Here is a 23159-nt window from a genome sequence, read left to right as displayed (position 1 = left end):
AAGAACCCCCACCCTTGATCCCTCCCCACAAGGGGGAGGGTGTCGACTGCTTATTCAGCGGCCCACGGATTCTCCACCATCGGCCAGATCGTCCGCCGCGCCTTGCGATAATCCGTCGTCGCCGGCGTATTCGGATACGGCCGCCCCGCCGAGCAATAAATAATCTCGCTCGCGATCTTCGAGAACGAGTCATAAAAATGGTTCGTCGACTTGATCAGTAAAATCTTGCGCGATGTCGGATCGATCCCCAGCGCCGAAAACAGGCTCGGATCGAAACTCTGCGCCCGCGTCGAATTCAAAATCACATCGATCCCGTCAAAACTCACCCATGCCGCATCCCCGAATGGCGCAAAGCTCTCGCCGAATCGCATCTGCGCGTCCTTGACCAGCCTGCGCACCACCACCCGCTTATCGATCGGCGATCCCGTCTCCGGCGCTGACTTCGCTCCGAACCGCAGGGGAATTTCCGCGCCTTCTCCAGCGGCAAAACAGATCTGCACCGCGATCGGGTCCCAGATTGTCCCCACCGCGACATCCGTCGCCCCGCGCCGGATCAGTTCCGCCAGCAACACCGTTGCGTCCCCAGCCGTCCCGCCACCCGGATTATCCCACACGTCGGCGATCACCACCGGCCAAGTCGTCGCGGCCAGCGCCGTCTCGACGGCCGCGACTTCGTCCACCTGCTTGACCATGAACGTCCCGCGCATCGCGAACAGCTCACGCCCCAGCTTTTCTGCCAGCGCGTCGCCGATATCGGCACGGTCATCGGTCACCACCAGCACCCGCGTGCCCAGTTCGGGCACGTCCGCAGCCATGAAACCGTGGATGACCGAAATCGACAGGATCGCCTTATCGCTCTTTTCCAGCGCAAACATCCGATCCACGAAGCTGCGCATCGGGTCCTTGCTCGTCGGAAACACATCGATCATCCGGCAATCGAACACGCTCATCACCGGCTTGATCTCGCCCCTCAGCGCCCGCACCGCGATCGCCCACAGGTCCCGTGCCCGGTCCACGAAGTCCGTATGCGGAAATTCCTTGAACACCACGAAGAAGTTCGCCGCCGCCACCCTCTTGGCCGTCAGGTGCGAATGCGGATCGAGCTCCGCGCACACCAACACATCCGGCCCGACGATCTCGCGCACCCGGCTCAGAAAATCCCCCTCGGGGTCGTCATACCCCTGCGCCACCATCGCCCCATGCAGCCCCAGTACCACCCCATCTACTGGCAACGCCGACTGCAACTGAACCAGGATCTCGTCGCGCAATTCCTCATAGGTCGTCCGGTTGATCAGCCCCGCCGGATCGGCCCAGGTCGCGGTCCCCTCAATCAACTCCCACCCCTCGCGTGCGCAAACCTCGCGCCCCACCGTGATCGGCGCCGTGCATAATGTCGGGGTCGCCGGATGCTCGCCCGGCCGCGCATACAGCGACGCCTCGAACGCGCGCTTGTCGATGCTGATGGGTGAAAACGTATTGGTTTCCGTGGCCAGGGCGGCGGTAAAAATGCGCAACGGATGAACTCACAATTGGGGATCAAATAGAGCTTGGCGATAATGCGGCGTGGCGTCACGATATCACAGCCAAACCGGGTCAATCACGTAAGGAATTTACAAAAATCACCCCATTTTAGGGGAGAAAAGCCAGTCAAGCCACGATATAGCTGTCATCTACGAAATTCCCTTTCAGAAATCCCATGGAGGTACGATGTCGATCAAGCGTTATGGAGCCGAAAAATCCGGTGCCGGCGGCCAAAACCTGCCCTTCGCCCGCGCCGTCGAAGCCGGCGGTTTTCTCTTCGTTTCCGGCCAGGTCGCCATGGAAAACGGCGAGATCATCAATGGCGGCATTGTCGAGCAGACCCACAAGACCATCGCCAATCTGGTCGCCATCCTCGAGGAAGCCGGCTACGGCCTCGAACACGTCGTCCGCTGCGGCGTGTGGCTCGATGATCCGCGCGATTTCTGGAGCTTCAACGCCGTCTACAAATCTTATTTCGGCGATAATCCGCCCGCCCGCGCCGCCGTCCAGGCCCATATGATGGTCGACTGCAAGGTCGAGATCGAATGCACCGCCTATAAGGCACCATGAGATGAACGCGTTCCTCCGCCTCGACGGTCAAACTGTCCTCATCACCGGCGCCGGCGGCGGCATCGGCCACGCTTTGGTCGCCGCCTTCAAAGCCGCCGGTGCCCGCGTATCCGGCGCCGACCGCGATCCAGCTCTACTCGCCGATCTCGGCCTCGAACACACCCTGGTCTGCGACCTCGCCGACATGGCCGCCACCACCACCGCCACCGAGGCCTACCTTGCCGAACACGGTACTCCCGACGTCGTCGTCTCCAACGCCGGCTTCACCCGCGCCGAAATCCTCGATCAGGTCGATCCCGCTGTCTGGGCCTCAGAAGTCGCCATCAACCTCAACGGCGCCTACGCGCTGACCGCCCCGATCATCGAAGCCATGGCCGCCCGCGGCTCGGGGAGCGTGGTGTTCATCTCCTCGGTCAATGGCCTCGCGCACTACGGCAATCCGGCCTATTCGGCCGCCAAGGCCGGACTCATCGCCTATGCCAAGGCCATTGCGCTCGAGCGGGGCGGGCAGGGCGTCCGCGCCAATGTCGTCGCTCCCGGCTCAGTCCGCACCCCAGCCTGGGATCACCGGCTGGCCGCCAATCCAAACCTCCTGGATAACGTGCTGCCGCACTATCCGCTCGGCCGCCTGGTCTCTCCGAGCGAGGTAGCCGACGCCGTCGCCTTCCTGGCGTCACCCGCGGCCTCCGGCATTACCGGCACCGTGCTTCCGGTCGATGCCGGCCTCACCGCCGGCAACCTTCGCTTCGTCAATGATGTCCTGAAAGCTCCAAAATGACCGACTTTGCCGACATCGACACCCCCGCAGTTCTGATCGATATCGATCGCGTCGAGGCCAATCTCTCCCGCGCCCAAGCCTATGCCGACGCGCATGGCCTGCCGCTGCGTCCGCACATCAAGACCCACAAACTGCCCCGCTTCGCCAAGCGCGCCATTGAACTCGGCGCCATTGGCATTACCGTGCAGAAGCTCGGTGAAGCCGAAGTCATGGCCGACGCCGGCATCACCGATATTTACCTGCCCTACAACATTCTCGGCGCCGAAAAACTCGGTCGCCTGCGCGCCCTCAACGAGCGCATCGCCATCGCCGTCACCGCCGATAGCACCACCACTGTCGATGGCCTCTCCGCCACCTTAGCCAATGCCGAAAAACCGCTCCGCGTCCTCGTCGAATGCGATACCGGCATGGGCCGCTGCGGCGTCCAGTCACCCGCCGATGCCGTGGCGCTCGCCCAATATATCGCCGCCGCGCCCGGCCTCGTTTTCGATGGACTGATGACCTATCCGGCCGCCGGCCAGGTCGAAGCCAACGCCGCCTGGCTTGCCTCCGCCCGCGATGCCCTGATCGCCGCCGGCCTGCCCGCCCGCGTCATCTCCAACGGCGGATCGCCCGATCTATGGCGCGCCCACGAAGTCACCGCCGCTACCGAGCACCGCCCCGGCACCTATATTTATATGGACCGCTCCCAGGTTGCCCGGAACGTCGGCACCTTCGCCGACTGCGCCCTGACGGTTCTTGCGACTGTCGTCAGCCGCCCCACCGAAAACCGCGCCATCGTCGACGCCGGCTCCAAAGCCCTCACCAGCGACACCCTCGGCATGGTCGGCTTCGGCTACATCGAGGCCTATCCCGACGCGATCATCACCGGCCTCAGCGAAGAGCACGGCCACATCGACCTGACCAACTGCCCCACCAAACCTGCCATCGGCGAAAAACTCCGCATCATCCCCAACCACGCCTGCGTGGTCAGCAACCTGTTCGACGAGGTGAACTTGATTTCGGGTGGCACGCTGGTCGAGCGCGTTGTCGTGGCCGCTCGGGGCAGGGTGGACTGACGTCATTTTCTCTGTAGTGGCGTGGGCAACCGGCGGAGTAATCAGGTGGCGCAAGCGTCGGTAGTGGAGCGTTTGGAAGGTCGGTTCACCGCCATGGTCTTGATGGCGGTGTGGCTGCTCTTCTTTGGTGCACCCTTGACGTCGCTGTCGGGCCTCAGAGATGGCGTTTTTATCTCGTCCGACGCCTGGAATGCCCTTTGGCCGCAATCCCTTGCAGTTGGAACCGCAGTCGAGCTTGGGATTCTGCTACTCGCCATCTGTATGTCGCTTGCCGCCTGGCAGCGTAATTACCCTGGCCCCCTGCCCAAAATTGCCAGGAAGATCGTTATGTGGACGCTCATCCCGTTCGCATTGCTTCTGCCGCTCTTGGGGCTAGGTGTGGAGCGCGGCATCGTTCGCGTTTGGGCACATGAAATGGCGCCTACGCTTGGCCGGGTTTCGACAACCGCCGTGGTATCGTCGTATTATCAGCGCAAAGGCGGCAGTTACAGACTCGTCGTGCGAATACCTCCATATGGCTGGCTGCGCTTTAGCGCACCCCATCTCGCTCCAGGAATTATCATCGAGCCCGGTATGGAAATTTCCGTCATCGGCCGTCGCACGTGGGTAGGCGTTTACTATAGTACAGTGGACTGGCCAAAAGACTGGCTGGCGTCGCGCTAGGGTAGGTCGGGAGCAAGGCGCGCCAAAACAGGCCGTAACTTGCCCCCACTTCGTGCCAACAACCCTTCCGCCCCTGCCACGTCCTCCGCCCCCGCCGCCAGCAAAATCGCCACCTTCACCCGTCCACCCGCCGCCTCCAACGCCCGCGCCGCCACGGCCTCCCCCACCCCCGTCACCGCCACCACGATCCGCTTCGCCCGCCCTCGCAGCTTGATATTGTCCGCCAGCACATTGACCATGTACCCGTCATGCACATGGCCGAGATGGATCGCCATCATCGTCGACAGCATGTTGAGCGCGATCTTCTGCGCCGTGCCCGCGCCCATCCGGGTCGAGCCGGCAATCACCTCCGGCGGCGTCGGCAGGCAGATGGCCACATCCACCAATTCGAACAATGCCGCTCCGACATTGTTGGCAATGCCGATGGTTTTCGCCCCCGCCGCGCGCGCGACGCGAACCGAGGTCAACGCAAACGGCGTCTGCCCGCTCGCCGTCAGCGCGATCACGCAGTCGCTGGCCCTGACGCCGGCGCCTTCCATTGCCGCCCGGGCCTCGTCTTCGTCATCCTCCGGGGCGCCGGCCATGTCGGATAGCCCCGCCACCCCGCCCGCCAGCAGGATTTTGATCCGCGCGTTGGGGATGCCGTAAGTTCCCGGCAGTTCCAGCCCATCGGCAAGTGCCATCAGCCCCGAACTGCCAGCCGCCGCGTAAATCAGCTGCCCGCCGGCCGCCACGCAATCGGCTGCCAATTGTGCCGCTGCGGCGATCTCCGGGATTGCCGTTTCCACGACCCGAGCCGCCTCGGCTTGCGCGACGGCCAGAATCCTCAAAGCGTCATGCGGGGCGAGCAAATCTAGCCCCTTGGCGCTGCCATGGGTCATTTCTGTTTGTGCTGTGGCCATGCGAAACTCCTTCTCGTGGATAATGCCAAAAAAATACCACTTGTCCACCGGCTGCCGCTTTTCGGGGCGATTATCCATCCAAACCCCTCAAAAATATCAGGCGCCCCGTGCTTTATGACGCTGTGCAGAAGTCTTCCTTTTACCCTTGGTGAATGGTATTTTATTGGTATTATAACTGGCGCCCAATTTTCCATTGGACGCATTGCCATGCGACGGTTACGCCTCTTATTAGTTTGGCGTTGGAGCGGGGTTGAAGAGTTTTGGCTGATCTGTCCGAGCGTTTTTTTGCCGATCAGAGCGTGGTTCTGCCCTCCGGCGGGCCGCTATATCTGCAGCTCAAGCGCTGGATCGAAGACGCCATTCACTCAGGCCAGATCAATCCCGGCGATGCGCTGCCCTCCGAGCGGGACCTGGCGCAAAAAGTCGATGTTTCCCGCGTGACCGTGCGCAAGGCCGTGCTGCAACTGGTGCGCGATGGCATTCTGGTGCAGCGCCACGGCTCAGGCACTTTCGTCGCCCCGCGCACCCAGCGTGTCGAACAATCGCTGTCGCAGCTCACTTCCTTCACCGACGACATGGCCCGGCGCGGCATGGTTGTTCGTGCCCAATGGCTGGATCGCGGGCTCTATCTGCCATCGCCCGATGAAATGCTGATTCTGGGCCTGACCGCGTCTGACCGCGTCGCCCGCATTTCGCGCCTGCGCCTCACCGGCGATATCCCGCTGGCTATCGAGCGCGCCAGTCTCTCCAGCGAAATCCTGCCCGAACCCCTCGCCATCGTCGACTCGCTCTATAAGCATCTCGACAAGAGCGGCAATCGCCCGGTTCGCGCCATCCAGCGCATTCGCGCCGCCAATCTCGGCGCGGAAGATGCCGGCCTGCTCCAAGTCCCCGAGGGCTCGGCCGGCCTCAATATCGAACGCACGTCCTATCTGGCGTCTGGCCGTGTCATCGAATTCACCCGCTCGATTTATCGCGGCGATACCTATGATTTCGTTGCCGAGCTGCGTCTCGGCGATAGTTCCGGAGGCACCAAGCCTTGACCCTGACCAACCAGACCCACATGCGCGCCGAGATCGAACAGATCCCCGATGTGGTTGCCAATTTCCTCACCCAGAGCGCCGGCACGCTCTCCGCCGCCGCCGCGACGCTCCGCGAGAAGAACCCGTCCGTTGTGCTCACCGTCGCGCGCGGTTCGTCCGACCATGCTTGCGCCTATCTCAAATACGCCATCGAGTTGACCCTGGGCCTGCCCGTCGCTTCGATCGGCCCTTCCATCGCCTCGATCTATGGCCGCGACCTCAAGCTCGATCGCGCCGCGGCCATTGCCATCTCTCAATCCGGCAAAAGTCCCGATATCGTCGGCATGGCGCAGTCCGCCCGCCGCAGCGGCGCCACGCTGATCGGTATCACCAATACCGCCGCCTCGCCCTTGGCTGAAGCCTCGGATTTCACCATCGACCTGCATGCCGGGCTCGAAAAGAGCGTCGCCGCCACCAAGACCTTTGCCACCTCGATTGTTGCGGGCCTGGCTCTGCTCGCCGAATGGAGCGGCGATAAGGATCTGGGTGCCGCCGTCCACGCGCTCCCAGAATCCCTCGCCAAAGCCGTCGCCTGCGACTGGTCAGAATTGGTCACCGCGCTCGATGGCCACAATGCTCTCTACGTCCTTGGTCGCGGCCCCGGCTGGGCCATCGCCAATGAAGCCGCGCTGAAGTTCAAGGAAACGTGCAACATCCAGGCCGAGTCCTACAGCGCCGCTGAAGTGATGCACGGACCCGTGGCCATCGTGACGCCGGGCTACCCGGTTTTGGGTCTGGCCGCGCGTGACGCCGCCGAAGCATCGGTTGCGGACATGGCCCACAAGCTGGCCGGGCAGGGCGCCTTGGCGTTCCTGACCAGCGAGCGTCCTGGCGCCGCCAAGGCGTTACCCTTTGCTGCCACTGGCCACCCGATAACCGATCCGCTGGCGCTGATCGTGTCATTCTATGGATTTGTAGAAGCGCTGTCGCGCCATCGCGGCCTCAACCCCGACGTTCCACCCGCCCTCAAGAAAGTCACGGAAACCATATGAGCGATCTTCTCGCCATTTCCGGCGCCCGCATCTTTGACGGGCAATCCTGGCACGACGATGCCGCCCTGCTGGCCGAGTTCGGCTACGTCACCGGCATCTCCCGGGTCGATGCAGTGCCGGACAAAGCCCGCCGTGTCGTGCTCGACGGCGGCATGATCGTCCCCGGTTTTGTCGACCTGCAGGTCAATGGCGGCGGCGGCGTCCTGTTCAACAACGATCCGTCGCTCGATGGCATCCGCACCATCTGCGCCGCCCACGCGCAATTCGGCACAACGGCACTGTTGCCCACGCTGATCACCGACACCGTAGAGGTCAATGTCGCCGCCATTGCAGCAGGCGCGGCGGCCTATCACGAGCGGGTCCCCGGTTTCATCGGCCTGCATCTGGAGGGGCCGCACCTGGCGGTCTCCCGCAAGGGCACCCACGACCCCGCCCTTATCCGCCCCATGGACGATGCCGACCTGGCACGCATCATTGCCGCCAAAGACCTTCTGCCCAACCTCATCTGCACCGTCGCGGCCGAAACCGTGACGCCCGCGCAGATCGCCGCGCTGGCCGCTGTGGGCATTGTCGTCAGCATCGGCCACTCCGATGCGTCCTATGACGTGGCATCGCGCGCCTTCGATTCCGGCGCCACCATGGCAACGCACCTGTTCAATGCCATGAGCCAGTTGGGCAATCGCGAGCCGGGCGTCACCGGCGCTGTGCTTGATCGGCCCGCGGTCTTTGCCGGGCTGATCGCCGATGGCATCCATGTCCACCCAGCCACCATCGGCAGCGCCCTGCGCGCCAAGCGTGGTCCCGGCCGTATATTCCTCGTCACCGACGCCATGTCGCAGACCGGCACCGACCTGACATCCTTCACCCTGAATGGCCGCACCATTACCCGCAGCGACGGCGCCCTGCGCACCGCCGATGGCACGCTGGCCGGCGCCGATCTCGACATGATCGACGCCGTCAATTTCATGGTAGACCGTATCGGCCTCGACCTGGACGAGGCGATCCGCATGGCATCGCTCTATCCCGCCGAGGCCATGGGCATGGCCTCAAGCCATGGCCACCTGATGGCCAACGCCTCAGCCAGCTTTGTCCACCTCTCCGCCGACCGCCAAGTCCGCGCGACCTGGATCGATGGAGTCGAAGTCTTCCGAGCCTAAATTTGGTATCGACGGAGGTCAGCTCAGGCCGAGTCGAAAATGCCGGTGTTCGAGAACCGGGCGCAGCGTACATCAGTACGTGAGCACCGGAAGCGCAGAATACCGGCATTTGCAGACCGGGCTCAGCTGACCTCAGCCGCGACCGATGTAGGGCATTGTCGTTGCCATGACGGTCATGAACTGCACATTGGCGCTCAGTGGCAGCCCCGCCATATACAACAACCCATCCACCACATTAGCCACGTCCATGCGCGGCTCCGGCATGATCGTGCCATTGGCCTGCAGCACGCCGCCGCTCATCTTGCTGGTCATATCCGTCGCCGCATTGCCGATATCGATCTGCCCGCAGGCGATATTGAAGGCTCGGCCATCCAGCGAGATGGTCTTGGTCAGCCCCGTAATCGCATGCTTGGATGCATTATAGGCCGCGGCGCCTGGCCGGGGCACATCGGCCGAGATCGAGCCATTGTTGATGATCCGGCCACCTTGCGGCGTCTGGTCCCGCATGATCCGGAACGCCTCGCGCGCCACATAGAAGGCGCCGTTGAGATTGGTATCGATCATCTCCCGCCAGGTCACCACGTCGACATCGCCAAACGACACTGCCGGCGCCGAGCGCCCCGCATTGTTGAACACCACGTCGATCTGGCCAAACTCCGCCTTCACGCCCGCGAAAAACTTGGCGACCTCGGCCGGATCGGTGACATCGCACTGTCCCCAATATCCGCCGGTCTCTGCGCTGACCGCTTCCAGTGCCTCGGTCCGGCGCCCGCAAATGGCGGTTTTGTAGCCCGCGGCCGCGAAACCCAGCGCCGCCGCACGGCCGATTCCCGAGCCGCCGCCTGTTATTACCGCCACCTTGGTCGCTGTCATTCTTGTCTCTCCCTTTGGCGCTTTTCGCCGCTTTCGGTCCACTATCCCGACGCAATTGCGCCGTTTGTCGCCACCAATGCCATAGCATCAGAATTCGCGAATGCGCGGCAAAACAGTATGTTTACCGTGCTCGTTAACGGCTAAGGCCTTGCGAACGCGCAGTATTTAACCCCTCGTTCAGCCGGGTTAACAAGAGGTTTCCAAACCTGTGCTGAATCTGCAACAACAACCCTGCAACCATATTATGGCGGCGCCAAAAGGGCTTTTGCATGATTGCGTCCTCGGTAGGCATGCGTAGAGTGGGTCTTGCGAATCCATGCATGGGATCGTTTGTCGGTCGCAACGCGACGGCAACACACTGCACCACGATAGTGTGGTCGCGTTTCGACAAACCGCCGGGTAACCGGCACCAAGAATGACTGACTTTGGAGGTCAAATAATGAAACTCAAGAGCCTTATCCTCGGTACCGTTGCTGCCGCTGGTCTCTCGACCGGTGCTTTCGCTGCCGATCTGGGCGTGCTGACGTCGCTTGACGTTTGCGACGCGCTTGGCATTTCCGGCCTGACGATCTCGTCCGACACCAACTGCCTGCAGATCTCGGGCGGCGTTTCGTATGAATTCAACTGGGGCGACTACCGCCAGGGCAATGTTACGGGTAGCGATCTGATCGTTGCTGTGACGCCAGTTGGTTCCTATGGCATCATCGGTTCGAGCGGCGACGTTGTCGGCGCTGATGGTTTCGAAACCGACTACGACAGCAAGGTCGAAGCCTGGCTGAAGTTTGTTGGCACTGCTGATAGCGATTTTGGTCCTGCCAAGGCAGTTCTCAAGATTAAGTCGGTTAGCCAGACTCGTTTCATCAACGAAGGTGAAGCCGGCGCTGATGGCATTCAGCTTGGCGGCGCTGATAGCTCCGTTGGCGGCGTTGACAACAGCGATTTCTACATCGACGAAGGCTACGTCTCCATCGGTGACTCGACCGTCATCATGGCTGGTAAGAAGTCCTCGATCGCTAACTTCGGTGACAGCGAGCCCTTCAACTTCACCAAGCTGTTTGCTTGGGACGCTGTCGATGACGGCGTTGGCTTCGATGCCGATGGCGATCGCGTCAACTTCACTGGCGAGCATGTCATCCAGGTCGTTTCCGACCTCGGCAATGGCCTGAACGTTGGTGTCGGCCTCGAAAACCTCAATGGCGCAGACTCTGACGGCACTGCTGGTGCTGTTGGTACTCTGACCAACGCACATGGCGCTGGCACCCTGGTTGGCGTGCTGAGCTATGCTGGCGAAGGCATCACTGCCCACGTCACTGGTCTTGCTATCGGCGTTCTCGACGGCCAGGTCGATGCTTGGGGCGTCCACGCTGGTGCCACCGGCACCTTCGACAACTTCCGCGTCCGTGCGGCTGTTGGCTACCTCGGCAAGGACTACACCAGCTTCGGTGGCGCTGAGTCCAACACTCTTCACGCAATGCTGACTGGCGAAGCGACCTTCGACATGTTCACCGTTGCTCTGTCGGGTGAATATGCTCGCGCCGAGAACACGACTGCTGGTACTGAAAGCAACGGTTTCGGTGTTGGTGGCTCCATCGGCGCTGCTATCACCGATGGCGTGAAGATCAACCTCGGCGCTCGTTACTTCAACAACGACCTCGCCGTCGGTGATGAAAACACCCTCCAGGTTGCTGCTCAGCTCGTCGCTGCTGTCTCCGAGACCATCAAAGTCACCGGCGAAGTTGGCGCTTACTGGCGCGATACGACTGCTGTCACCGTGTTCGACTTCAACGATGCAGTGGTTTACGGTTCGGCCGAACTGGCTTGGGCTCCCGGCGGTGGTTTCACCTCCTCCATCAAGGGCCAGGCCACTTCGGAAGGCGCTTACCGCGCAACCTACAAGGCTGCGAAGACCTTCGAATAAGTCTTCTAACGCTTCGACTACGGAAAGGCCCGGCTCACGCCGGGCCTTTTCTTTTGTCCTAGGACTGGATTTGGAGCCCCGGACGTTCAGCGCTATCGGTTCGCTCCCACCGTCATCTCCCGCTCGCTCCCGGTGGTCCAGGGTCTTGACGAGATCATTGGATTGCCCGGGCAAGCCCGCCAATCAGCGGTCCGATACACATGAATCTGCGATGGTTTAACCCGTCCATTTCCGTTCCATCGCGGCCCGAAATGCTCTAGCTTCCCGCCAGTGCGGAAAAGGCCTGGAATCGGAATGATCAAGCTCGTTGTGAAGTGGGTTACGCCTGGCCTGATAACGGTTCTAGGTGGAGCGGCGCTTGCCGCTACCATAAGCGGCGCCAATGCTGCGTCGGATGGCGATGCGCGGACAATCGCGGCGCCGGCGACCCTCGAACTGGCCCAGGCCGGCTCCATCGTCACGGTCCCGTCGCCCATGATCTCCGATTACTGGATGAGCGCCACCCGGCAGTCCGGCGGTGTGATCGTCTTCGATGGCTATGCCCCCGACGACGCCACCCGCAAGCGCCTCTCCGAGACCGAGGGCGCCGATACCAATTTCCTCAAGCTGGGCCGCGGCGCGCCCGGAAATTACCAGGCCGCTGTCGACTTTGGCCTCGCCATACTCGCGCGTTTGAGCGAAGGCCGCTTCGCCCTGGATGGCCAGAACGTCACTCTGACTGGCGTCGCCCGTTCCAGTGCGGATTATACCGCGCTGTCAGAGCTGATTGCCGCCGGTTCGCCCCAAGGCCTCCTTCTGGCCCGTAACGAAATCCAGGCGCCGCCTGCCGCGCCCTACCTGCTCTCCGCCACCAAAACGGCGGATGGCTCGGTCGCCTTGGCCGGCATGCTGCCCAACGTCGCCGCCAAGGCCAGCTTGGCCGTTGCAGAGGGAAATCCCTCTGTGGCCGCAGTGACTTATGCCTCTGGCGAGCCCGACGACCTCATCGTCTCCGCCACCACCGCCCTCGGCCTGTTGAAATGGCTCGATACTGGCACCGCCGCCTTTGACGGCACGAATTGGACCGTCTCCGGCACCGCCGCCACTGCTGCCGACAAAACCGCGATCGAGGCTGCCTTCACCACCCGCCGGCTCTCGGCGTCAGGCTGGACGCTCGATGTCGACGTCGCTGCCGCCGCCAACCCGCCACCAAAAACCAAGCCGGCGGTGACTGTCACCGAGCCTGTCGTGGAGCCGGAGACCACCAAGCCGACGCCGCCGCCCGCCGAAACGACACCCGCCGAGCCGAAACCCGTTGAGCCCGTCGCAACGCCGGAGCCGAGCGAACCGCCGCCCCCCGCTGCCGCGCCCGAAGTCACCAAGCCATCAGTCGCCGAACCCATTACCGCCAAGGTCGACCCCGCCTATGCTTTCGCCGCTAGTCGCGGAGTAGGGGGCGCCGTTACGCTCAGCGGCCAGCTCCCGGCCGATCCGGCTTTGCGCTTCTTCGGCGTCATCACCGGCGCGCCAACCACCGGCGTCACCATCGCCGCCGGTGCACCCGATGACTTCATCATCAACGCCGAGACCGGCATTCGCGGCCTGATGGAGCTGGAAAACGGCCAGCTGCGCTTCGCCACCGGCAAGTGGAGCCTGTCCGGCAAGGCCCAGACCAATGCGGCCCGCGATGCCGTTATGGCCAGCGTTGCCGCATTGCCCGACGGCGCATCCTGGACGATGAACATTTCCGCCCCGCCGCCACTCGATGCGTGTCAGGCCAGCGTCGCCGAATTCTCGACGCGCAACGCCATCCTGTTCCAGTCCGGCGCCGCCGTCATCGCGCCGGAATCCTCCGCGCCCTTAGACGAATTGGCCGGCTACCTGGCCCTTTGCCCCGCGGCAGATGTCGATATCGAGGGCTACACCGACGCCGATGGCGACGACCAGCTCAATTTGGCCCTCTCGGTGGCTCGCGCCGAGGCGGTGATCGATGCGCTGATCGCCCGCAAGATCGCGCCCGAGCGGCTTTACGCAATTGGCTATGGCGAATCCCAGCCCATCGCCGATAACGACACCAGCGCGGGCAAGCGGCTGAACCGCCGCATCGTCATCAAGGTGCTTGAGCACCACGTGGATTAATGATGAAGGCAAGGCGCCGACTACGCCGCCTTGCCCAGCCTCTTGCTGCTGACCGCCATGGCGAATTCCGCCACGGCCTCGATTTCTTCATGCTGGTCGAACAAAGCCGGCGAGCCCTGGCCGGCGATGGTCAGGGCCACCGCGTCCGGCCGGCGCCGCACCATTTCCTCAAAAGTCTCGCGCCGCACCTGATCGGTCAGTTGCGTGCGCAACAGCATCAGCGGCGTCGCCTCGAGCGCGTCGAACAATGGCCATTGCGCTGTCAGCACATCATCGAAACTGAAGGCCTCGAGCGCATCGATCAGCCGTTGATCGTGCAACGGCCATGCCCGCCCGCGCTTGTCGAGAAAATGGCTGCGCGCCATCAGGCTATCGAGCTGGCTTTCGCTGCTGCCGGGATAATCGCCCAGCAGCATTTTGCGAAACCCCGCCGTCACGGCCCTGGCGCCCCGCAGGCTCTCCACATGCTTGAGATTATTGCGCAACCGCACGATGCCGCGCGAATCCGTCACTGGCCCGGCATCGAGCAGCACCACGCCCGCGACCAGCAACGGATGCGCCGCCGCGAGGGTCATGGTCACCTGCCCACCATAGCCCTGGCCGATGAAAGTTGCCCGCTCGATTCCCAGAGCCATCAGCACCGATGCCAAATCGCGAGCATCACGCGGCGAGCCGTAATCGCCGGCATCAGCTCGGTCGCCGCTACGGCCGCGTCCAGGCAGGTCGATCAACACCACTGGCCAATGGCCACCGCCAAGACGCTGAAAATAATCAGTAAATTCAGTGAAGTCCGTCATATTGCGCTGATAGCCAGGCACGCAAACCACCGGTACGCGCCGGCTCGAGAGGGTCCCGCTCACATGCACCGTCGCCTGCAGGTCGCCGTCCCCCAGCGTCACCATCCGCACCGGCAGTGCCGCAAAGCTCGGATGATCGGCCGGAAATTTGCGTGTCTTGAACATGGGCGAACACTCGATTGTCTTGCCATTTAGGATCAGGCCGCCCCGCCGCTCAAGCGCAAACTGCGCTTTGTGGAACGCACGAGCCCGCCACACCACCGTCCTTCCCGCGGGCTTGACCCGCGGGCCTCCATCAGCATCGCACAAGTGGCCAATGGCCCGCGGGTCAAGCCCGCGGGAAGTGCAGTGAAAGGGGATGGATCAAGCTTACTAAGCGAGGGCAAGCAGTGCAAATAGCAGCGCGCCCTCACTCAATAGTCCGCAACGCCTGCGTCATGGTCATACCGCTGTCGCCAAGCCGCTGCCGATACACCAGATAATTCCCCAGCACCCGCTGTACATATTTGCGCGTTTCCTGGAACGGGATCAGCTCGACCCAGACCACCGGATCGACATTGTCGGCGCGCGGATCGCCATAGGCGGCAATCCATTTGCTGGCATTGCCCGGCCCGGCATTGTAGGCCGTCGCCGCCAATAGCAGCGATCCCTCATAACGCTGCAATTGCTTGCCGAGATAGGTCGACCCCAACAGCGCATTGTAGGCTGGATCGCTGGTCAGCCGAGCCGCCGAGTAGTCGACGCCGACATCGCGGGCTGTGTCCTTGGCCGTGCCCGGCATCAATTGCATCAGCCCCATCGCTCCCGATACCGAAACGGCGTCGATCTGGAACATCGATTCCTGCCGCGCAATCGCATAAACCGCTGCCCGGTCGGCCTTCAGCGGAACGTCTGCCGCCAAGCCATCCTTGGGAAAGCTGAACAGATCCAGTGCGAATCCCAGCCGATCCGCATCATTGGCTATGGCGATCGCCAGATGATGCGCGCCGATCTCCTGCGCCAGCCGCGCCGCCAACAGCAATTCGCCGCCGCGCTTCAGCCCCGCCGCGTGGTTGCGCAATAACGGCACCGCCCAGGTGCCGTGCCCATTGGCCGCCAGCAGCTTCACGGCCCGCACCACCTCGTTGGCCGAAAACAGGGTCTCGCTATCCTGCCAGGCGGGCAGGGGCCTGATGCCCGCGCCGGTTTCGCCCAAAGCCGTCCGCGCCAACAGCCCATAATAAACCGTGCCATGCTCCGCTGCCGCGGCATAAGCCGCCTTGGCGCCAATAGCGTCGCCAAGCGCCAGGTCGGCCCGCGCCAGCCAGTAATTGGCTTGCGACACGGTATCGGGCAGCGTCGAATGCGACGCCATCTGGACAAAATGCGCCTTGGCGCTCACCGCGTCCTTGAGGAAGGACAGGGCGATGAAGCCCGCGTGAAAATGCGCCTCCACCATCCGGCCCTCAGGCCCGTTCGTATATCCCGCCGCCGCTTTGTAGGCGAGTTCCGGCTTGCCCACATTGAGCAGCGCCCGCGTCAGCGTCCGCCGCTCATACCACCATTCGGCGGCATCGGGCAGTTCGCCCTTGGCCTTGGCGAGCCAGTCCACTGCGCTATCCCACAGCTCGAACTGCCGCGCCCGCTGCGCCCGCGAGAAAATGAACACCGGATGGCTCTGCATGGCCGGATCGACATTATCCAGCAGCTTCTTGGCGTTCGCATCGTTGCGCGATACCGCTGCCCGCGCCACCACCAGGCTCTTCTGCGTCGCGGTCAAGAACGGCAATAGTCGCTCGCTGGCCGCCGCGCGATCGTTCATCATCAGATGCACCGCCCGCGCCCAATGCGTGCCGCGATCCAGGAGGCCACCCAGGCTGTCCAGCGCCAGTTTTTCCTGGTCCACAGTCAGGAAATTATCCACCCACAGGCTGCGCGCCAGGGTCGTGGCCCGCGCCGTCTGCCCACTGGCGACATAGGCCTGCGCCAGCATGATCTGCGCGTCGACCGTATTGGGCAGGGCCCCGCCCAGTTGCGCGATAACCTCCGCGCCCGCCGGTTTCGCCTTGGTCAGCGACTGCTCCAGCCGCGTCTTATAGACCTCGGCAGAGGCAAAGCCCGGCGCATCGGCGGCAAAGCGCGCAATGCTTGAATAATCGATGTCCGCGCCATGAAAATAGATCGCCGCCCACTGCAGGGCCCGGCGCTCGGTGTCGTTGGGCAATGCCCGCGCCAGCACATAGGCATCCGCCGCCTTGCCACCATCCAACACGGCCAGCGCCGCCCGGAATTCCGGCGATCCCTCAGCGTCGGGCACGAATACGCTCGCGGCCCTGATCGAGCCGGTGGTGGTCATGTCGACAGGGTCATCGGTGACCGCATGCGTGAGTGGGGCAATACTCAGGAAGCCCAAAACCGCAGCGAACACGCTGGCCCGCAGGCGAGTGTCCATAGTGCCGTCCCTGCTGGTACTCGTAACTATCCAGCAAGGGCCCCCATCCTTGCGGTTAACCCAAAGTTACCCCATCTAGGTGAACAATAGGTTTCGCGCCGATGATCCGTGCTGGCTGTGGCGTGCTTGTCCTTGTGATGGCGTCCAACAAAAAGTATGGTGCGCCGCGTTAATCGGCCACCCATATAGGGTTCTGCCATTCCGCCACGGCTGAACTGTGGCATATTCAATGAGGATTTTCCGACCATGCTGAGAGGCTCTATCACGGCGCTCATGACCCCCTTCGTCAACGGAGCGGTGGATGAGAAAGCCTTCTCGGCCTTTGTCGATTGGCAGATCACCGAGGGTAGCCACGGTCTCGTGCCCATGGGAACGACGGGCGAAAGCCCCACCGTGTCCCACGAGGAGCATCGCCGCGTCGTCGAAATCTGCGTCGAAGTCACCAACAAGCGCGTTCCGGTCATCGCCGGTGCCGGCTCCAATTCCACTGCCGAAGCCGTCGCCCTGGCTCGCTTCGCCGAAGAAACCGGCGCCGATGCCGTTCTGTCGGTCGTGCCCTACTACAACAAGCCCAATCAGGAAGGGCTGTTCCAGCACTTCTCGGCCATCGCCGGCGCCGTGGGCATTCCGATCATTCTCTATAGCGTCCCCAGCCGCACCATCGTCGATCTCACCGTCGATACCATTGCGCGCCTGGCGGAGGCGCATGACAACATCGTCGGCGTCAAGGACGCCACCGGCAGTCTCGAGCGCACAACCGCGCAGCGCAACAAGCTGGGCAAGGACTTCATCCTGCTGTCCGGCGACGACAGCACGGCGCTGGGTTTCAACGCCCATGGTGGCCATGGCTGCATTTCGGTGACCGCCAACGTGGCGCCACGCCTGTGCTCGCAACTCCAGGACCTGTCGTTGGCTGGTGACTTCGTGGGTGCGCGTGCCATCAACGACAAGCTGGCCTACCTGCACAAGGACTTGTTCATGGAGCCCAATCCGGCGCCGGCAAAGTATGTCGCCAAACGGCTGAATCTCTGTGCCAACGAACTGCGCCTGCCGCTGGTGCCGATCGGCAAGGCGACGCGCGATGCGATGGATTTTGCAATGGCCCATGCGGGGCTGATCTAGGTAGAGTATGGCCGGTCCCAAGAACGACAAAGCCAAGAACGGCGTCATCAGCCACGGTCTCGTGGCTGAGAACCGTCGCTCGCGCTATGATTATGCCATCGGCGAGACCATGGAAGCCGGTCTCGTGCTGACTGGCACCGAGGTCAAATCACTGCGTCTGGGCAAGGCGCAGATCACCGAGTCCTATGCTTCCCCCGAAAAGGGCGAGCTGTGGCTGATCAATGCCCATATCCCGGAATATCTGCAGGCCAATCGCTTCAACCACGAGGAAAGGCGCCCGCGCAAACTCCTTGTTTCCAAAAAGCAACTCGCCCAGCTCGGCGAGGAAGTCTCGCGCGCCGGCAACACCATCGTGCCGCTCAAGCTGTTCTTCAACGACCAGGGCCGCGCCAAAGTCCTGATCGGCATCGGCAAGGGCAAGAAGAACTACGACAAGCGCGAAACCGAACGCGACCGCGACTGGAACCGCGACAAATCCCGCATCATGAAGAATGGTGCGCGGGAGTAGGGACTTGCTCTCGTGGTTTGAGGCTCGTGGCTCGCAACGCTAGCATCTCACCCTGAGACATCAACGAGCCAACCCCGCTTTCCCACCCACCGCCCTTCCCGCGGACTTGATCCGCGGGCCTTTCTCCATTCGCATTGCGCTGCGAGAGACCCGCGGATCAAGTCCGCAGGCAGGCCGTGGGCGGATGGAGCTTCAAATCGAAGAAGCGAGAAACGCCCCGCTATTCTTCGTCCACCACGGGCGCCACAGGCGAAACCGGCGCCACCACCGGCCTTGTGCTCGGCGGCCGCCCAACGCTCTTGGCCAGTTCGGCCACATCCATGAAAAAGTCCGCCTGCCGCCGCAGGTCGTCGGAAATCATCGGCGTCGAGCTGGTCAGTGTCGACACCACGGTCACGCGCTTGCCCTTGCGCTGCAGTGCCGCCACCAGTGCGGTGAAATCGCCATCGCCTGAGAACAACACCATGTGATCGTAGAACGGGGCCAGTTCCAAGGCATCGACGCACAGCTCGATGTCCATATTGCCCTTGATCTTGCGGCGGCCGCTGGCGTCGGTGAATTCCTTGGCCGGCTTGGTCACCACCGTGAAACCGTTGTAATCCAGCCAGTCGATCAGCGGACGAATGGAGGAGTATTCCTGGTCCTCGACCAGCGCGGTGTAATAATTGGCCCGCAGAAGATACGCCTTGGCGCTAAATTCGGCCAAAAGCCGGCGATAGTCGATGTCCACGCCGATGGCCTTGGAGGTCGCGTACAGATTGGCCCCATCGATGAATAACACGATTTTTTCGCGGGGATCGATCGCCATACGAACTCCTATACGGCCCTGCAGGTCCAAAAACTAAGCGGCAACAATGCCTTGTGCCTTAATAAATTCCGCAGAAGACTTTAACGGGCTATTGGTATTCGCACATTTGAACCATTCTACGCAAGTTAACTCCGCGAGAGGGTGTCACGCCAATGACGCAGGGCAGGGGCATGGTCAGCGGTTAAGCCAAACCTTGTGTCTGTCGGCGCCCTCGTGTAAGGGAACCGTTCATCCCCCAAAGTGTGGAGACGTCCGTGGCCCGCGTCACCGTTGAAGACTGCATTGAAAAGATCGAAAACCGTTTCGATCTCGTACTCATGGCCGCCCATCGCGCGCGCATGATTTCGTCCGGCGCCCAGATCACTGTGTCGCGTGATAACGACAAAAATCCGGTTGTCGCCCTGCGCGAAATCGGCGATGGCGCCATTTCCCCCGATGACCTGCACGAGGATTTGATCCACTCGCTGCAGAAGTATGTCGAGGTCGACGAGCCCGAACAGCACGCCGCGCCGATGATCGAAAACGACAGCAACGACGATTCGCTGAGCTTCGACACCATGAGCGAAGACGAGCTGCTGCGCGGCATCGAAAGCCTTGCCCCGCCGGAACGCCGCGACGACTGAGATTTCGGTCTGTTGAAAATTCAGCACCCTCGGCGCAAGCCGGGGGTGTTTTCGTTTGTGGGCACCATTTTCGCTCCCCCACCGTCCTTCCCGCGGACTTGATCCGCCGGCCACTCTCAACAGGGCATGCGCGACGAAAGGCCCGCGGATCAAGTCCGCGGGAAGGCAAAGGCGGTGCCCAGCACTGAAACAGTCATGCCGCCCCCTTTCCCCCACCACCGAACTCAGTTACTTCCCAATCCCGCCCTTCCCATTTCTCTCCAAAGCGCTAAGCTCGTTCCAAGAGCGAGCGGCACCTAATCCCATGATGCGTCAGTACGAACTCGTCGAACGCGTCCAGGCGTATAACCCTGACGTCGACGAAGACCTTTTGAACAAAGCCTATGTTTACGCCATGCAGAAGCACGGCTCGCAGAAGCGTGCCTCGGGCGACCCCTACTTCAACCATCCCCTTGAAGTTGCCGCCATTCTGACCGAGCTCAAGCTCGATGACGCCTCCATCGCCGTGGGCCTGCTGCACGACACCATCGAGGACACCGACGCCACCCGCGCGGAAATCGATCAGCTCTTCGGCCCCGAAATCGGCGCCATCGTCGATGGCCTGACCAAGATCGAGCGCCTCAACCTGGTCTCGCGCGAGGAGGCCCAGGCCGAAAACCTGCGCAAGCTGCTGCTGGCGATCTCGCAGGATGTCCGCGTCCTCCTGGTCAAGCTGGCCGATCGCCTTCACAACATGCGCACCCTGCAATACATGCCGCCCGAAAAGCGCACCCGTATTGCCCAGGAGACCATGGATATCTACGCCCCGCTCGCCGGCCGCATGGGTATGCAGGACATGCGCAACGAGCTTGAAGACATCTCCTTCAAGATTCTGCAGCCCGATCACTACAACGCCATCACCGAGCGTCTCGACGAGATGCAGGCCGAATATCGCGAGACCATTTCGACCATTTCGACCGAGCTCAGCGAGCGCCTCGCCACCGAGGGCATTTCCGCCCGGGTCAAGGCGCGGGTGAAATCGCCCTATTCGATCTTCAACAAGATCGAGCGCAAATCCATCGCCCTGGAACAACTCTCCGACATGATCGGCTTCCGCGTCATCGTTGGCTCCGTCGAGGAATGCTACCGCACCGTGGGCGTCGTCCACACCAAGTGGAAGGTCGTGCCCAACCGCTTCAAGGACTATATCTCCGTCCCCAAGCATAACGACTACCGCTCGATCCACACCACCATTGTGGGTCCCGGCCGCCAGCGCGCCGAGCTGCAGATTCGCACCGAGGAAATGGACAAGATCGCCGAATACGGCATCGCCGCCCACGCCCTTTATAAGGACGGCGCCTCCGCCGACCTCAACCGGCTGGAAAATGAAAGCCAGGCCTACGGCTCGCTGCGCACCACCATCGGCCACCTGACCGCCGGCTCATCCACCGAGGATTTCCTCGAATATACCAAGCTGGAACTGTTCCAGGACCAGGTGTTCTGCTTCACCCCGCGAGGCCGCCTGATCGCACTGCCACGCGGCGCCACGCCGATCGATTTCGCCTACGCGCTCCACACCGATATCGGCGACACGACCGTCGGCGCCAAGATCAACGGCGCCATCCTGCCGCTTGTGACCCAGCTCCGCAGCGGCGACGAAGTCGAAATCATCCGCGATCAGAACCATCTGCCGCCCAGCAACTGGATCGGCATCGCCGCCACCGGCAAGGCCCGCGCCGCTATCCGCCGTTCCGTTCGCAACGCCGCCAACCAGCGCGCCTTCGCCTTGGGCGAACACGTCCTCTCGATGATGCTGGAGCGCGAAGGCGTTTCCCTCGATGACAGCGAGGCCAAGGCCCTGGCCGAGTCGCTCGGCCTCTCCACCCGCCGCGAATTGCTGATGGCCGTCGGCGAAGGCAAGGTGGGCAGCGAACCGCTGGCCAACGAATTGGCCCGCATCAAGGGCCTGCGCAAGCGTCGTCGCAAGCTGGAACTGCCCGTCGCCGATACCGCCGATGGCTGGTTCGCGCTGCGTTCCACCGACCTGTTCCGCTTCCGCGTTCCCGGCGGCCAGAAGCCCGGCCCGCGCGCCAAGCTGGCCATGCGCCAGCTCGATTTCCACACCGAGGTGCAGGTGTCGAGCGAAGGCGTTGTCCCCGGCGATCGTCTCGTCGGCATCATGCAGCCCGACATGCCGATGCTGGTCTATCCGATCCATTCGGACGCCCTCAACGAAATGCACGATCAGGATGTGGCCTGGGTCGATGTCCGCTGGCATCCAAGCAGCGAGGACAAGCTCTACGCCACCGTCATCACCATGGAGAGCGTCAACAAGCCCGGCTCGCTGGCCCAGATCACCTCGGCCATTGCCGCCTGCGACGCCAACATCAACAATCTTGTCATGCGGATGATTTCGCCCGATTTCCACCAGATGATCTTTGAAATCGAGGTCCGCGACCTTGCGCAACTGACCGATGTTCTGGCAACGCTCAAGCGCAGCCCCGGCCTGTCCTCGGTCCAGCGTGCCGGCGTGCGCGAAGCCGGCATGATTTCCACTTTGGAATGGGACGGCCAGGTCGAACGGAGAAATGACGATGAATAAAGACGAAGTGCTCGCCATCTTCCGCGAATGCGGCGCCATGCTGGAGGGTCACTTCATCCTGTCGTCCGGCCTGCGCTCGCCGGTTTTCCTGCAAAAGGCCAAGGTCTTCCAATACGCCGCCCAGACCGAAAAGCTCTGCAAGGCGCTGGCTGAACGCATCCAGGCCGAAGTGCCCGGCGTCACCAAGGTCGTCTCCCCGGCCATCGGCGGCATCATCCCCGGCTACGAAACCTCCCGCCACCTCAACGTTCCCGCGCTCTACACCGAGCGCCTAGACGGCAAGTTCGAACTGCGCCGTGGCTTCGAAATCTCCGCCGATGACAAGGTTATCGTCGTCGAGGACATCGTCTCCACCGGCCTCTCCATCCGCGAATGCGTCGAAGCCCTGCGCGCCATCGGCGCCAACGTGATCGCCGCCGCCTGCCTCATCGACCGCTCCGGCGGCGAAGCCGATGTCGGCGTGCCACTGGTCTCGCTGATCCAGTTCAAGGTCCCCGCCTATCCCGCCGACCAACTCCCCCCCGAACTCGCCGCCATCCCCGCCGTAAAGCCCGGCAGCCGCGGCATTCAGGGTGTGAAGTGATTTTCCTTGCCATCACCCCCACCCCGCCTCCCCCTGTCAGGGGGAGGAGCCACGCTGGTTGTTTCAGCACCATA

The 23159-nt window shown here is 62.6% G+C and carries 20 protein-coding genes; 14 read left to right on the top strand and 6 right to left on the bottom strand.

Annotated features, from left to right (window positions below; genetic code table 11):
* Positions 1-50: 50 nt before the first annotated feature.
* Entirely contained in the window at positions 51-1514 is a 1464-nt protein-coding gene (locus ABIB57_RS01960) for a M81 family metallopeptidase (RefSeq protein ID WP_354038160.1), read from the bottom strand.
* Positions 1515-1707: 193 nt separating this feature from the next.
* On the opposite strand from ABIB57_RS01960, the gene ABIB57_RS01955 reads away from it, so the two are divergent.
* The 4 genes from ABIB57_RS01955 to ABIB57_RS01940 are packed head-to-tail and all read left to right on the top strand — an operon-like array spanning position 1708 to position 4590.
* A complete protein-coding gene (locus ABIB57_RS01955) occupies positions 1708-2091 on the top strand; it encodes a RidA family protein (protein ID WP_354038159.1) in 384 nt (127 codons plus the stop codon).
* A gap of 1 nt (position 2092) precedes the next feature.
* Positions 2093-2869 carry an SDR family oxidoreductase gene (locus ABIB57_RS01950; RefSeq protein WP_354038158.1) on the top strand — a complete coding sequence of 259 codons (777 nt, stop codon included), beginning with the start codon at positions 2093-2095 and terminating at the stop codon, positions 2867-2869.
* A complete protein-coding gene (locus ABIB57_RS01945) occupies positions 2866-3927 on the top strand; it encodes a D-TA family PLP-dependent enzyme (RefSeq protein WP_354038157.1) in 1062 nt (353 codons plus the stop codon). Before ABIB57_RS01950 ends, ABIB57_RS01945 begins: the two co-directional genes overlap by 4 nt.
* A 45-nt stretch (positions 3928-3972) precedes the next feature.
* A complete protein-coding gene (locus tag ABIB57_RS01940) occupies positions 3973-4590 on the top strand; it encodes a hypothetical protein (protein ID WP_354038156.1) in 618 nt (205 codons plus the stop codon).
* On the opposite strand, the gene ABIB57_RS01935 is transcribed toward ABIB57_RS01940, so the two are convergent.
* The gene (locus tag ABIB57_RS01935; RefSeq protein WP_354038155.1) at positions 4587-5492 is read right to left on the bottom strand and encodes an N-acetylmuramic acid 6-phosphate etherase; all 906 of its coding nucleotides are present in this window, start codon (positions 5490-5492) and stop codon (positions 4587-4589) included. The genes ABIB57_RS01940 and ABIB57_RS01935 overlap by 4 nt on opposite strands.
* A 260-nt stretch (positions 5493-5752) precedes the next feature.
* On the opposite strand from ABIB57_RS01935, the gene ABIB57_RS01930 reads away from it, so the two are divergent.
* From ABIB57_RS01930 to nagA, 3 genes are read left to right on the top strand one after another with little or no spacing between them, the layout of a single operon-like run.
* Positions 5753-6535 carry a GntR family transcriptional regulator gene (locus ABIB57_RS01930; protein ID WP_354038154.1) on the top strand — a complete coding sequence of 261 codons (783 nt, stop codon included), beginning with the start codon at positions 5753-5755 and terminating at the stop codon, positions 6533-6535.
* A gap of 20 nt (positions 6536-6555) precedes the next feature.
* A complete protein-coding gene (locus tag ABIB57_RS01925; RefSeq protein WP_354038744.1) occupies positions 6556-7566 on the top strand; it encodes an SIS domain-containing protein in 1011 nt (336 codons plus the stop codon).
* The gene (gene nagA / locus ABIB57_RS01920; protein WP_354038153.1) at positions 7563-8723 is read left to right on the top strand and encodes an N-acetylglucosamine-6-phosphate deacetylase; all 1161 of its coding nucleotides are present in this window, start codon (positions 7563-7565) and stop codon (positions 8721-8723) included. The genes ABIB57_RS01925 and nagA overlap by 4 nt, the downstream gene beginning before the upstream one ends.
* Positions 8724-8855: 132 nt before the next feature.
* Here the strand turns inward: nagA and ABIB57_RS01915 are convergent, their stop codons facing one another.
* The gene (locus ABIB57_RS01915; RefSeq protein WP_354038152.1) at positions 8856-9596 is read right to left on the bottom strand and encodes an SDR family oxidoreductase; all 741 of its coding nucleotides are present in this window, start codon (positions 9594-9596) and stop codon (positions 8856-8858) included.
* A gap of 439 nt (positions 9597-10035) precedes the next feature.
* Between ABIB57_RS01915 and ABIB57_RS01910 the strand changes: the two genes are divergently transcribed.
* Together ABIB57_RS01910 and ABIB57_RS01905 are read left to right on the top strand one after the other, a co-directional pair.
* Positions 10036-11514: a hypothetical protein gene (locus ABIB57_RS01910; RefSeq protein ID WP_354038151.1), complete on the top strand. Its 1479-nt coding sequence runs from the start codon at positions 10036-10038 to the stop codon at positions 11512-11514.
* Positions 11515-11808: 294 nt separating this feature from the next.
* On the top strand, positions 11809-13632 hold the full coding sequence (locus tag ABIB57_RS01905) for an OmpA family protein (protein ID WP_354038150.1): 1824 nt from the start codon (positions 11809-11811) through the stop codon (positions 13630-13632).
* Positions 13633-13652: 20 nt separating this feature from the next.
* Here ABIB57_RS01905 and ABIB57_RS01900 read toward each other — a convergent pair whose 3' ends face one another.
* Positions 13653-14594 (bottom strand): alpha/beta hydrolase, encoded by a 942-nt coding sequence (locus ABIB57_RS01900; RefSeq protein ID WP_354038149.1) that lies wholly within the window; start codon positions 14592-14594, stop codon positions 13653-13655.
* Positions 14595-14838: 244 nt separating this feature from the next.
* Positions 14839-16860 (bottom strand): lytic transglycosylase domain-containing protein, encoded by a 2022-nt coding sequence (locus ABIB57_RS01895; RefSeq protein ID WP_354038148.1) that lies wholly within the window; start codon positions 16858-16860, stop codon positions 14839-14841.
* Between the two features lie 246 nt (positions 16861-17106).
* Between ABIB57_RS01895 and dapA the strand changes: the two genes are divergently transcribed.
* A complete protein-coding gene (gene dapA, locus ABIB57_RS01890; RefSeq protein WP_354038147.1) occupies positions 17107-17982 on the top strand; it encodes a 4-hydroxy-tetrahydrodipicolinate synthase in 876 nt (291 codons plus the stop codon).
* Between the two features lie 7 nt (positions 17983-17989).
* A complete protein-coding gene (gene smpB / locus ABIB57_RS01885; protein WP_354038146.1) occupies positions 17990-18490 on the top strand; it encodes an SsrA-binding protein SmpB in 501 nt (166 codons plus the stop codon).
* A gap of 220 nt (positions 18491-18710) precedes the next feature.
* Here smpB and ABIB57_RS01880 read toward each other — a convergent pair whose 3' ends face one another.
* Positions 18711-19298 (bottom strand): LabA-like NYN domain-containing protein, encoded by a 588-nt coding sequence (locus tag ABIB57_RS01880; RefSeq protein WP_354038145.1) that lies wholly within the window; start codon positions 19296-19298, stop codon positions 18711-18713.
* A gap of 254 nt (positions 19299-19552) precedes the next feature.
* Here ABIB57_RS01880 and rpoZ point away from each other — a divergent pair, with 254 nt between their 5' ends.
* From rpoZ to pyrE, 3 genes are all read left to right on the top strand, one after another.
* On the top strand, positions 19553-19921 hold the full coding sequence (gene rpoZ / locus ABIB57_RS01875) for a DNA-directed RNA polymerase subunit omega (RefSeq protein ID WP_299727592.1): 369 nt from the start codon (positions 19553-19555) through the stop codon (positions 19919-19921).
* Between the two features lie 304 nt (positions 19922-20225).
* A complete protein-coding gene (locus tag ABIB57_RS01870) occupies positions 20226-22502 on the top strand; it encodes a RelA/SpoT family protein (protein WP_354038144.1) in 2277 nt (758 codons plus the stop codon).
* Positions 22495-23085: an orotate phosphoribosyltransferase gene (gene pyrE / locus ABIB57_RS01865; RefSeq protein WP_354038143.1), complete on the top strand. Its 591-nt coding sequence runs from the start codon at positions 22495-22497 to the stop codon at positions 23083-23085. Before ABIB57_RS01870 ends, pyrE begins: the two co-directional genes overlap by 8 nt.
* The last annotated feature ends 74 nt before the right edge of the window (positions 23086-23159 follow it).

This window comes from Devosia sp. UYZn731 (assembly GCF_040546795.1).
In the GTDB taxonomy this organism is placed as follows: domain Bacteria; phylum Pseudomonadota; class Alphaproteobacteria; order Rhizobiales; family Devosiaceae; genus Devosia.
Note: the sequence above shows the minus strand (reverse complement) of the source record. Positions and strands in the feature narration are given on the sequence as shown.

Coding starts and splice junctions, on each gene's coding strand:
- ABIB57_RS01910 (WP_354038151.1), top strand. CDS start 10,036: ATGAAACTCAAGAGCCTTATCCTCGGTACCGTTGCTGCCGCTGGTCTC.
- ABIB57_RS01900 (WP_354038149.1), bottom strand. CDS start 14,594: ATGTTCAAGACACGCAAATTTCCGGCCGATCATCCGAGCTTTGCGGCA.
- nagA (WP_354038153.1), top strand. CDS start 7,563: ATGAGCGATCTTCTCGCCATTTCCGGCGCCCGCATCTTTGACGGGCAA.
- ABIB57_RS01950 (WP_354038158.1), top strand. CDS start 2,093: ATGAACGCGTTCCTCCGCCTCGACGGTCAAACTGTCCTCATCACCGGC.
- smpB (WP_354038146.1), top strand. CDS start 17,990: ATGGCCGGTCCCAAGAACGACAAAGCCAAGAACGGCGTCATCAGCCAC.
- pyrE (WP_354038143.1), top strand. CDS start 22,495: ATGAATAAAGACGAAGTGCTCGCCATCTTCCGCGAATGCGGCGCCATG.
- ABIB57_RS01945 (WP_354038157.1), top strand. CDS start 2,866: ATGACCGACTTTGCCGACATCGACACCCCCGCAGTTCTGATCGATATC.
- ABIB57_RS01935 (WP_354038155.1), bottom strand. CDS start 5,492: ATGGCCACAGCACAAACAGAAATGACCCATGGCAGCGCCAAGGGGCTA.
- ABIB57_RS01925 (WP_354038744.1), top strand. CDS start 6,556: ATGCGCGCCGAGATCGAACAGATCCCCGATGTGGTTGCCAATTTCCTC.
- dapA (WP_354038147.1), top strand. CDS start 17,107: ATGCTGAGAGGCTCTATCACGGCGCTCATGACCCCCTTCGTCAACGGA.
- ABIB57_RS01955 (WP_354038159.1), top strand. CDS start 1,708: ATGTCGATCAAGCGTTATGGAGCCGAAAAATCCGGTGCCGGCGGCCAA.
- ABIB57_RS01870 (WP_354038144.1), top strand. CDS start 20,226: ATGATGCGTCAGTACGAACTCGTCGAACGCGTCCAGGCGTATAACCCT.
- ABIB57_RS01895 (WP_354038148.1), bottom strand. CDS start 16,860: ATGGACACTCGCCTGCGGGCCAGCGTGTTCGCTGCGGTTTTGGGCTTC.
- ABIB57_RS01880 (WP_354038145.1), bottom strand. CDS start 19,298: ATGGCGATCGATCCCCGCGAAAAAATCGTGTTATTCATCGATGGGGCC.
- ABIB57_RS01905 (WP_354038150.1), top strand. CDS start 11,809: ATGATCAAGCTCGTTGTGAAGTGGGTTACGCCTGGCCTGATAACGGTT.
- ABIB57_RS01915 (WP_354038152.1), bottom strand. CDS start 9,596: ATGACAGCGACCAAGGTGGCGGTAATAACAGGCGGCGGCTCGGGAATC.